17 protein-coding genes are annotated in these 9,161 nt (G+C 59.8%); all 17 read left to right on the forward strand.

Features of this window, described 5'->3' with window-relative positions:
- Position 1: 1 nt before the first annotated feature.
- The 17 genes from rplX (at position 2) to rplQ (ending at position 9,147) form a co-directional block, all read left to right on the forward strand.
- Entirely contained in the window at positions 2-334 is a 333-nt protein-coding gene (gene rplX / locus Q0K12_RS05300) for a 50S ribosomal protein L24 (protein WP_297260733.1), read from the forward strand.
- A gap of 9 nt (positions 335-343) precedes the next feature.
- Entirely contained in the window at positions 344-883 is a 540-nt protein-coding gene (rplE, locus tag Q0K12_RS05305; protein ID WP_297227366.1) for a 50S ribosomal protein L5, read from the forward strand.
- A 9-nt stretch (positions 884-892) separates the two neighbouring features.
- Positions 893-1,078, forward strand: coding sequence for a type Z 30S ribosomal protein S14 (locus tag Q0K12_RS05310; RefSeq protein ID WP_297227368.1), 186 nt, complete (start codon positions 893-895; stop codon positions 1,076-1,078).
- 184 nt (positions 1,079-1,262) lie between these two features.
- On the forward strand, positions 1,263-1,643 hold the full coding sequence (rpsH, locus tag Q0K12_RS05315) for a 30S ribosomal protein S8 (protein ID WP_296304674.1): 381 nt from the start codon (positions 1,263-1,265) through the stop codon (positions 1,641-1,643).
- 10 nt (positions 1,644-1,653) lie between these two features.
- Positions 1,654-2,193, forward strand: a complete 540-nt coding sequence (rplF, locus tag Q0K12_RS05320) for a 50S ribosomal protein L6 (protein WP_297260735.1) — start codon at positions 1,654-1,656, stop codon at positions 2,191-2,193.
- Between the two features lie 13 nt (positions 2,194-2,206).
- Positions 2,207-2,566: a 50S ribosomal protein L18 gene (gene rplR / locus Q0K12_RS05325; RefSeq protein WP_297227371.1), complete on the forward strand. Its 360-nt coding sequence runs from the start codon at positions 2,207-2,209 to the stop codon at positions 2,564-2,566.
- 25 nt (positions 2,567-2,591) lie between these two features.
- Positions 2,592-3,077 (forward strand): 30S ribosomal protein S5, encoded by a 486-nt coding sequence (rpsE, locus tag Q0K12_RS05330; protein WP_297227394.1) that lies wholly within the window; start codon positions 2,592-2,594, stop codon positions 3,075-3,077.
- Between the two features lie 2 nt (positions 3,078-3,079).
- Positions 3,080-3,256, forward strand: a complete 177-nt coding sequence (rpmD, locus tag Q0K12_RS05335) for a 50S ribosomal protein L30 (RefSeq protein WP_297260737.1) — start codon at positions 3,080-3,082, stop codon at positions 3,254-3,256.
- A gap of 25 nt (positions 3,257-3,281) precedes the next feature.
- Positions 3,282-3,743 carry a 50S ribosomal protein L15 gene (gene rplO, locus Q0K12_RS05340; RefSeq protein ID WP_297260739.1) on the forward strand — a complete coding sequence of 154 codons (462 nt, stop codon included), beginning with the start codon at positions 3,282-3,284 and terminating at the stop codon, positions 3,741-3,743.
- 105 nt (positions 3,744-3,848) lie between these two features.
- Positions 3,849-5,159, forward strand: coding sequence for a preprotein translocase subunit SecY (secY, locus tag Q0K12_RS05345; RefSeq protein WP_297260741.1), 1,311 nt, complete (start codon positions 3,849-3,851; stop codon positions 5,157-5,159).
- A 15-nt stretch (positions 5,160-5,174) separates the two neighbouring features.
- Complete coding sequence (gene map, locus Q0K12_RS05350; protein WP_297260743.1) at positions 5,175-5,969, forward strand: type I methionyl aminopeptidase; 795 nt, start codon at positions 5,175-5,177, stop codon at positions 5,967-5,969.
- Positions 5,970-6,115: 146 nt separating this feature from the next.
- Positions 6,116-6,229 (forward strand): 50S ribosomal protein L36, encoded by a 114-nt coding sequence (gene rpmJ, locus Q0K12_RS05355; RefSeq protein WP_005027799.1) that lies wholly within the window; start codon positions 6,116-6,118, stop codon positions 6,227-6,229.
- A 14-nt stretch (positions 6,230-6,243) separates the two neighbouring features.
- Positions 6,244-6,612, forward strand: a complete 369-nt coding sequence (rpsM, locus tag Q0K12_RS05360; protein ID WP_297227379.1) for a 30S ribosomal protein S13 — start codon at positions 6,244-6,246, stop codon at positions 6,610-6,612.
- A gap of 37 nt (positions 6,613-6,649) precedes the next feature.
- Positions 6,650-7,039: a 30S ribosomal protein S11 gene (rpsK, locus tag Q0K12_RS05365; protein ID WP_296304666.1), complete on the forward strand. Its 390-nt coding sequence runs from the start codon at positions 6,650-6,652 to the stop codon at positions 7,037-7,039.
- A 34-nt stretch (positions 7,040-7,073) separates the two neighbouring features.
- Positions 7,074-7,700, forward strand: a complete 627-nt coding sequence (gene rpsD, locus Q0K12_RS05370) for a 30S ribosomal protein S4 (RefSeq protein ID WP_297260761.1) — start codon at positions 7,074-7,076, stop codon at positions 7,698-7,700.
- A 12-nt stretch (positions 7,701-7,712) separates the two neighbouring features.
- A complete protein-coding gene (locus Q0K12_RS05375) occupies positions 7,713-8,756 on the forward strand; it encodes a DNA-directed RNA polymerase subunit alpha (RefSeq protein ID WP_297227382.1) in 1,044 nt (347 codons plus the stop codon).
- Entirely contained in the window at positions 8,746-9,147 is a 402-nt protein-coding gene (gene rplQ, locus Q0K12_RS05380) for a 50S ribosomal protein L17 (RefSeq protein WP_297260763.1), read from the forward strand. Before Q0K12_RS05375 ends, rplQ begins: the two co-directional genes overlap by 11 nt.
- Positions 9,148-9,161 lie beyond the last annotated feature (14 nt).

Raw genomic sequence — 9,161 nt, forward strand, 5'->3', positions numbered from 1 at the left:
GATGAAAGCGTATCGTATCCGCAAGGACGACAAGGTGATGGTCATCACCGGCAAGGACAAGGGCAAGGTCGGCAAGGTGCTGAAGATCCTCAAGAAGAAGGATCGCGTGCTGGTGGAGAAGGTGAACGTGGCCAAGCGTCACATGCGCCCCAATCCCTACGCGCAGCAGCCCGGCGGCATCGTGGAAAAGGAAATGCCCATCCACGTGTCCAATGTGATGGTGGTCTGCTCGGCGTGCGCCAAGCCTACCCGCGTGGGCTACAAGTACATTGAGTCCGAGGGCAAAACCAAGAAAGTGCGCTTCTGCAAAGAGTGCAACGAAGTCATGGAATAAGGTGATACGATGACCCGCCTTGAAAAGATTTATCGGGAGAAGGTGATTCCGGTACTGCAGAAGGAGTTCAATTACAGCTCCCCCATGCAACTGCCCGGGATTCAGAAAATCTCTCTGAATATCGGTCTGGGCGCCGCCAGCCAGAACAACAAGCTGATGGAAGAGGCCGTGGCTGAACTGAGCGCCATCGCCGGCCAGAAGGCCGTGGTGACCCGCGCCAAGAAGTCCATTGCTTCCTTCAAGCTGCGTGAAGGCATGCCCATCGGTGCTCGCGTCACCCTGCGCAAGGATCGCATGTGGGACTTCCTGGACAAGTTGATGAACTTTGCCCTGCCCCGCGTGCGCGACTTCCGCGGCATTCCGGATCGCGGCTTCGACGGTCGCGGCAACTTCACCCTCGGCATCAAGGAGCACACCATCTTCCCCGAGCTGGAAGTGGACCGTGTGGAAAATCCCAAGGGCATGAACATCACCATCGTGACCACCGCCAGCACCGACAAGGAAGGCAAGTTCCTCCTCGATCAGCTGGGCATGCCCTTCCGCAAGTAGGAGTAAGCTATGTCGCGCACCTCTCTTGAAGTCAAAGCCCGGCGCAAGGCCAAGTTCAGCTCTCGCGCCTACAATCGCTGCCCCATCTGCGGACGTCCGCGCGCCTTCATGCGCCAGTTCGGCATCTGCCGTATCTGCTTCCGCAACATGGCCCTTCGTGGCGAGCTTCCCGGCGTTCGCAAGTCGAGCTGGTAAGCCTTTCGCCCGTACTGACGGCAAGGGGACGGACTCGTGTCCGTCCCCTTTTTTGCGCTGCGGACGCAGCGCGTCAGGGCTTGCCTTTTCTGCATTCATGGGGTAAAGACAACAGATTCACGTCGGGAAGTGCCGGCATGGGGCCGGTAACCCTGACGGTAAAACATGTAGTTAGGAGCTATCGATGATGACAGATCCTATTGCGGATATGCTGACCCGTATCCGCAACGCACATTTGGCCCTGCACAAGGAAGTGAATGTGCCGCGCTCGAAGATGAAAGTGGCTCTCGCCGACATCCTCAAGCGGGAAGGTTACGTCGAAGACGTGGCCATGGATGAGCGGAACATCACCATCACCCTGAAGTACCTCAAGGGCAAGGCCGCCATTTCCGGCCTCAAGCGTGTGAGCACCCCCGGCCGTCGCGTGTACGTGGGCGCCCACCACATCCCCAAGGTGCAGAACGGCCTCGGCATTTGCATTCTGTCCACGTCCAGCGGCGTGCTGGACGGCATGACCGCTCACGAGAAGAAGGTGGGCGGCGAACTTCTGTGTGAAATCTGGTAGGCGGTGCACCATGTCTCGTATTGGAAAACAGCCTATTGCCGTGCCTTCCGGCGTTGAAGTGAAGATCGGCACGGATGTTGTGGAAGTGAAGGGACCCAAGGGCACCATCAGCACGCCTGTCTGCAGCCTGCTCAACTACGAACTGGCCGACGGGCATGTCGTCATCACCCGCCGCGAAGAGACCCGGCAGTGCCGCGCCCAGCACGGGCTGCGCCGCACGCTGCTGGCCAACTGCATCGAAGGCGTGACCAAGGGCTTCTCCAAGTCCCTGGAAGTCGTCGGCGTCGGTTACCGTGTGGCCGTCAAGGGCAACATGGTCGAGCTCTCCGTGGGCTACTCCCACCCTGTGATCGTGGAGCTGCCCGAGGGCATCAAGGCCAGCGCGGAAGGTCAGGTCCTGACGCTCACCGGCGTCAACAAGGAACTCGTGGGCGAAATGGCCGCCAAGATTCGCCGTATCCGCAAGCCTGAACCCTACAAGGGCAAGGGCATCAAGTATACCACTGAAACGATTCGCCGCAAGGTCGGCAAGTCGGGCGGCAAGAAGTAGGTAGGGGGCGCACATGAAACTTTCTAAGAATGAATCCCGTCAGCGCCGCAAGATCCGCATCCGCAAGAAGGTCAATGGTACTCCGGAGCGTCCGCGCCTGGTGGTGTACCGTTCCAACATGCACATCTATGCGCAGATCGTGAACGATATCGAAGGCGCGACCCTTGTTTCCGCCTCCACCCTGCAGCTTGCCAAGACCGAAGCCGGCGTGCACTGCAATCTTGAAGGCGCCACCAAGGTCGGCAAGGAAATCGCCCGTCTGGCCAAGGAAAAGAATATCAGCCAGGTGGTGTTCGATCGCAACGGTTACCTTTACCACGGCCGCGTGAAAGCCGTGGCCGACGGCGCCCGCGAAGGCGGCCTGGAGTTCTAATATGCGTGAAAATACCGAAACCCCGATGAACGAACTGGGCGAAATCGAAAAGATCGTCGCCCTGAATCGCGTGGCCAAGGTGGTCAAGGGCGGTCGCCGTTTCAGCTTCAGCGCACTTGTGGTCGTCGGTGACGGCAAGGGCGGCGTGGGCTTTGGCCTGGGCAAGGCGCAGGAAGTGCCTGAAGCCCTGCGCAAGGCCACCGAGCGCGCCCGCAAGAGCCGCGTGCAGATCCCGCTGGTGGACGGCACCCTGCCGTACGAAGTGCTGGGCCGCTTCGGCGCCGGCCGCGTCATGCTCAAGCCCGCTTCCGAAGGTACGGGCATCATCGCCGGCGGCGCCGTGCGCGCCGTCATGGAAGCCGTGGGCGTGCGCGACGTGCTCGCCAAGGCCATCGGCACCAACAATCCCCACAACGTGCTGCGTGCGACCATGCAGGGCCTTGTCTCCCTGCGGAGCGCTGACGAAGTCTCCGAGCTGCGCGGCAAGAAGCTGGAAGCCCCGAGGAAGTAGTCATGGCGGAAATCAAGGTCAAACTCGTGCGTTCGCGCATCGGCAGCACCCCTGCGCAGCGCAAGCTGTTGGACTCCCTTGGCCTCAAGCGTCGCGAAAAGGTCAGGACGTTCCAGGACACCCCGGCCATCCGGGGCATCATTGCCAAAGTTTCGCACCTGGTTGCCGTGGTCGACTAGTCACGGTGCCGGAGGAGTATAGATCATGCAGTTGCACAATCTCTTTCCCTTCCCGGAAGAGCGCAAAACCCGCCGTCGTGTGGGCCGTGGCGCCGGTTCCGGCCTTGGCTGCACGTCGGGCAAGGGTCACAAGGGCCAGAATGCCCGCGCCGGCGGCGGTGTCCGTCCCGGTTTTGAAGGCGGTCAGATGCCCTTGCAGCGCCGTCTGCCCAAGCACGGCTTCAAGAACTTCCTGTTCAAGGTGACCTACGACGTCATCAACCTCGATCGCCTGCTGGAAGCCTTTGCCGGCAAGAGCGAGATCACGCTTGACGACATCTACGCCCGCGGCCTTGCCCGCATGGGTGCCCCCGTCAAGGTGCTCTCCCGCGGTGAAGTGAGCACGGCCGTCAAGGTGCAGGCGCACAAGTTCAGCCAGGCTGCCGCGGAAAAGATCCGCAACGCCGGCGGCGAAGTCACCGAACTGGAAGCGGCTTCCGCCGAGTAACACTGTAATGTCCGACTGCGGACGCAATCGGATGTCCTGCCCTCCGCATGACGGAGGGCAGGCATCCGCCGTGTAGGCCGCAGGAGCAAAACGAACGAGAATTGCATGGCATCTGGAACCGTGAACAACATGGATGGGCAGCGCTCGCTCCTCAAACGCCTTGGCTGGACGTTTCTGCTGCTCTGCTTCTACCGGATCGGCGTGCATGTGCCGGTACCGGGCGTGAACACCGAGGCCCTCAAGGAGTATGTCAACAGCATGCAGGGGACGCTCTTCGGCATGTTCGACATGTTTTCGGGCGGCGCTCTGTCCAATGTGTCGGTCTTTGCCCTCGGCGTCATGCCGTACATTTCGGCCTCCATCATCATGCAGCTTCTGCAGGTGGTGAGTCCCGACATCAAACGCATGGCCAAGGAAGAGGGTCAGGCCGGTCGGCGAAAGATCACGCAATACACCCGTTATCTCACCGTGCTCATCACTCTGGTGCAGGGACTCGGCATTTCCGTGGGGCTGGAATCCATGCGCATGGGGGAAGCCTCCATCGTGCTGAATCCCGGCTGGCAGTTCCGCATGATGACCATGGCGACCTTTACGGCCGGTTCCATGCTGGTCATGTGGTTTGGTGAACAGATCACCGAGCGCGGCATCGGCAACGGCATCTCGCTGATCATCTTCTGCGGCATCGTCGTGGGCATCCCGCGCGGCATCATGCAGTCCTTCGAGCTCATCAGCTCCGGCAGCATGTCCATCTTTGTGGCGGTGTCCGTGGTGCTGCTCATGGCAGTGGTGCTGGCGGCCATCGTTTTCATCGAGACTGCCCAGCGCCGCATACCGGTGAGCTACGCCAAGAGGCAGATTGGGCGCAAGATGTTCGGCGGCCAGAATACGCACCTGCCGCTGAGGCTCAATACGGCGGGCGTCATCCCGCCTATCTTCGCCTCGTCGCTGCTGCTGTTCCCGGCCACGGTCGGCCAGTTTGCCACCAACGAGTATGTCAAGCGTGTGGCCGATTTCTTCGCGCCGCACACGATCATGTATAACGTCATCTATGTGGCTCTGATCTTCTTCTTCTGCTACTTCTATACGGCCATCATCTTTGACCCCAAGGACATGGCCGAGAACCTGAAGAAGAACGGCGGCTTCATCCCGGGCATCCGTCCCGGCGAGAAGACGCAGGAGTACATCGACACGGTGCTGTCCCGTCTCACCCTTTCGGGCGGCGTGTACATCTCCATCGTGTCGGTCCTGCCCATGCTCATGTACAGCTGGTTCAACGTGCCGTTCTACTTCGGCGGCACGAGCCTCCTCATCCTGGTGGGCGTGGCCATGGACTTCAGGAATCAGATCGAGTCGCATATGATCTCCACGCAATACCAGGGCCTCATGAACAAGGCGCGCAAGGCCGGAAAGCTGTAGGCCAAGGATAGTTTCATGAAAAAATACCAGGGCGCATTTATCAAGAATGACCGTGAAATCGCCTGCCTGAGGGAGGCGAACCGCATGGTTGCCAATATTCTTGACGCCATCGGGGACGCCGTCGCCCCCGGGGTGCCGACCATGCGCTTTGAGGAGATCGCGCACGACATGTGCGCGAGCTACAAGGTGAAGCCGGCATTTCTCGGTTACTGCGGCTACCCCTACGCCACCTGCTGTTCCGTCAATGAGCAGGTTGTTCACGGTTTTCCTTCCCCGCGGCTGCTTGAGGAGGGCGATATCGTGAGCGTGGACATGGGCGTGGTTTATGAGGGCTTCGTGGGTGATGCCGCACGGACCTTTCCTGTGGGACAGGTGAGCCCTGAGGCGCATCGTCTCATGCAGGTGACCGAGCAAAGCCTCTACGTCGGCATCGAGCAGGCCCGGGCAGGCAACGATGTCTATGCCATCGGGGCTGCCGTTCAGGCCTTTGTGGAGGCCGCCGGTTTCAACGTCGTGCGTCGTTTCGTCGGCCACGGGGTCGGCGCCAAGATGCACGAAAAGCCGGAAGTGCCCAACTTCAAGCCGGGCATGCGGGGGCTCACCCTGCAGAACGGCATGGTGATCGCCATCGAACCCATGGTGACCATCGGCACCTATGAAGTGGACATTCTGGAAGACAACTGGACTGCCGTAACGCGGGATGGCAAATGGGCTGCGCACTTCGAGCACAGCGTGGCCATCACGCATGACGGACCGCGTATCCTGAGCATATCGGATCGCGGCCTCAATCGGCAGACCATTGGTGGTTGACAGTCGAACGAAAGATGGATAAAGGTTTCTGTTCCTGCCGCCCCAACCGGGGAGGAGCAGCCCACTGGCCCGGATTTCCGGCCGGGATTGCGGCAAGTAAATTCGGGCATGCAAGGCGAGGCCTTGCCGCCAATTGGAGACGAGTTATGAAAGTCAGACCTTCCGTCAAGAAAATATGCCCCAAGTGCAAAGTTATCCGGCGCAAGGGCGTTCTTCGAGTTATCTGCGAAAACCCCCGGCACAAGCAGCGCCAGGGCTAGGCAGGAGACGTACTGTGGCGAGAATTGCAGGTGTTGATTTGCCGCGTGGCAAACGGGTGGACATTGCTCTCACCTATATTTATGGCATCGGCCGCACGACGGCCCTCAAGATCCTCGACACCACGGGTGTCAACTGGGAACGCAATATCGACGATCTTTCTGCCGATGAAGTGAACGAGATCCGTAAGGAACTCGAGCAGAACTACAAGGTCGAAGGCGATCTGCGCCGTGAAGTTTCCAGCAATATCAAGCGCCTTATGGACATCGGCTGCTACCGCGGACTTCGTCATCGTCGCGGTCTGCCCGTGCACGGTCAGCGTACCCACACCAACGCCCGCACCCGCAAGGGTCCCCGTCGCGGCGCCGTGGGCAAGAAGAAGTAACAGTGTTTCGCGCAAACGAGATTGAGGGATAGTAGTCATGGCCAGACCCAAGAAAGCGGTCAAGAAAAGGGAAAAGAAGAACATTCCTGTGGGCATCGCCCATATCCAGGCTTCTTTCAACAATACCATCATTACGTTTACCGACACCCGCGGCAACGCTGTGAGCTGGGCTTCCTCCGGTCAGAGCGGCTTCAAGGGGTCGCGTAAGTCCACCCCCTTCGCCGCTCAGGTGGCAGCCGAAACCGCGGCCCGCAAGGCTCAGGAAAACGGCATGCGTACCGTGGGCGTCTATGTGAAGGGTCCCGGTTCCGGTCGTGAAGCCGCCATGCGCGCCATTGCCGCTGTCGGTTTCCGTGTGGCTTTCATTCGTGACGTGACGCCCATCCCGCACAACGGGTGCCGGCCGCCCAAGCGCCGTCGCGTCTAGTTGCGGAACGCTTCAGCTACAAGAGGATTGATTCATGGCCAAATATACCGAAGCCAAATGTCGCATCTGTCGCCGCGAGGGCTGCAAGCTGTTCCTCAAGGGTGACCGTTGCTTCACTGATAAATGTGCTCAGGATCGTCGTCCCTACGCGCCCGGCCAGCACGGCCGCGCTCGCAAGAAGGTGAGCGAATACGCGGTGCAGCTGCGCGAAAAGCAGAAGACCCGCCGCACCTACGGCATCCTGGAACGTCAGTTCCGCGGTTACTTTGAAAAGGCCGAAATGCAGAAGGGCGTGACCGGTACCAACCTGCTGGTCATCCTTGAGCGTCGCCTTGACAACGTGATTTACCGTATGGGTTTTGCCAACTCCCGCAACCAGGCTCGTCAGCTTGTGCGGCATGGCATCTTTACCCTCAACGGCCGCAAGGTGAACATTCCTTCCCTGCAGGTTCGCGTGGGCGATACCGTGGAAGTGCCTGAAAAGAACCGCAAGATCCCCGTGATCGCCGAAGCTCAGGAAGTGCTGGCGCGTCGCGGGTGCCCCACCTGGCTGGAAGCCGACGGCGCCGCGTTCAAGGGGACGGTGAAAGCCCTGCCGCAGCGTGATGACATCCAGTTCCCGGTCAACGAACAGCTGATCGTCGAACTTTACTCGAAATAAGGCGGGTGAGCCATGCTTAACAAACAGGGCGAACGCCTCATCAATTCGCGTAACTGGAACGAGCTGGTCAAGCCTGATCAGATCGTGCGCGAGGATGAGACGGCCAGCAGCTCCCACGGCAAGTTCGTGTGCGAGCCGCTGGAGCGCGGGTACGGCACTACCATCGGTAACGCCATGCGTCGTGTGCTCCTGGCCTCCCTTCAGGGGGCGGCCTTTGTCTCCGCGAAGATTTCCGGAGTGCAGCACGAGTTCACGACCATCCACGGCGTGCTTGAGGACGTGACGGATCTGGTGCTCAACCTCAAGCAGGTACGCCTGCGCATGGATACCGACGAACCGCAGCGCCTCACGCTCCGCGTGGATCGCAAGGGCGCAGTGACGGCTGCCGACATTCAGGAAAATCAGCATGTGACCGTGCTGAATCCCGAACAGCACATTGCCACCCTGACCGAGGACATCACGCTTGAGATGGAACTCGAAGTGCGTATGGGCAAGGGCTATGTCCCTGCCGATATGCATGAGGGGCTTGCCGACGAAATCGGGCTGATCAAGCTGGATTCGAGCTTTTCGCCGGTGCGCAAGGTTGCCTATACGGTGGAGCAGGCCCGCGTTGGTCAGATGACCAACTACGACCGGCTCATCCTTGAAGTTTGGACGGATGGCTCTCTCACGCCTGAAGATGCCATTGCCTACAGCGCCAAGATCATCAAGGATCAGATTTCCGTTTTCATCAATTTTGATGAGCGGATTTCCGGCGATTGCCATTCAGGCAGCACCGACAGTGGCGAGCTGAATGAGCATCTCTTCAAAAACATTGATGATCTCGAACTTTCCGTGCGCGCGACCAACTGCCTGCGCAGCGCCAACATCTCCCTTGTTGGCGAACTGGTGCAGCGCAGCGAGTCCGATATGCTCAAGACCAAGAACTTCGGCCGCAAGTCCCTTGATGAGATCAAGAGCGTGCTGCTCGACATGGGCCTTGACTTCGGCATGCGCGTTGACGGTTTCGAGAAGAAATACCAGGAATGGAAAAGGAAGCAGCAAAATGAGGCATAGCAACTCCGGCAGAAAACTTTCGCGCACGCCGTCGCACCGCAAGGCTCTGCTCCACAATCTCGCCAAGGCGCTTCTTATCCACGGCCGCATCCGCACCACGGAAATGAAGGCCAAGGAACTGCGCGGCGTGGTGGAGCCCCTGATCACCCTTGCCAAGCGTAACGACATGCATGCTCGCCGTCAGGCTTACCGCGTGCTGTGTGATTATGCGCTTGTCAAGCGCCTCTTTGATGAAATCGGGCCCAAGTTTGCCGGCGTCCCCGGCGGCTACACCCGTATCATGAAGCTGGCCATGCCCCGCAAGGGCGATAACGCCCCCATGGCGATCATCGAACTGACCCGCCTCGAAGAGGCCGCGGCCGCTTCTGAAGCTGCCGCTGCCACTGCCTAACGGCGGATCCGCAA

It is taken from the genome of uncultured Desulfovibrio sp. (assembly GCF_944324525.1).
In the GTDB taxonomy this organism is placed as follows: domain Bacteria; phylum Desulfobacterota; class Desulfovibrionia; order Desulfovibrionales; family Desulfovibrionaceae; genus Desulfovibrio.